This is a genomic window from Ureibacillus suwonensis (assembly GCF_042655065.1).
GTDB classification, from domain to species: Bacteria; Bacillota; Bacilli; order Bacillales_A; family Planococcaceae; genus Ureibacillus; species Ureibacillus suwonensis.
The window spans coordinates 1-570 of record NZ_JBHSNQ010000092.1 but is presented as its reverse complement, the minus strand read 5'-3'; the positions used below and the strand labels follow the sequence as shown (position 1 = coordinate 570).

General features: G+C 34.9%; 1 protein-coding gene. It reads left to right on the top strand.

What is annotated here, in order from left to right:
- Positions 1 to 69 precede the first annotated feature (69 nt).
- Positions 70 to 570: IS66 family transposase (locus ACFPOH_RS10775; protein ID WP_465270744.1), on the top strand; the 501-nt coding region annotated here is incomplete at its 3' end.

Here is a 570-nt window from a genome sequence, read left to right as displayed (position 1 = left end):
TTACTTGAAGGACTCACAATTCATCAACCGAAAGCCATACAAAAATCTAAAAAAGGTGTCTTTTAACCAATGATTACTAGTGATATAATCAAGACATTATTGAATTTGGACGGAAATGTGGTGAATGATGTGAGCAATGATTCGAATGAAAAATTAATTCAATTATTAGAAGAACAACTCGCGCAATCCAATAAGAGAAATGAAGAACTGTTGAAACAAATTGAATCGTTGTCACAACAAGTTCGCTATTTAACAAAGCTTCTTTATGGCTCAAAATCAGAAAAATCAAAGTACCAAGCTCCAGATGGACAATGTTCTTTATTTGATGATGACTCTTTTTTTAACGAACCTGAGCACACAGAAGAACAAAGCACGGACACTGTTACCTATACAGTTGTTCGTAAAATACATAAAAAGAAACGAAACGATTTCTTCGTGGATGGTTTAGAAATTGAAGAAATTCATCATCACCCTGAAAACTTACAATGCGAGTGTTGTCAATCTCAGATGACAGAGATCGGCAGCACGATTGTTCGTGAGGAAGCAAAATTTATACCGGCTATTGTGAAG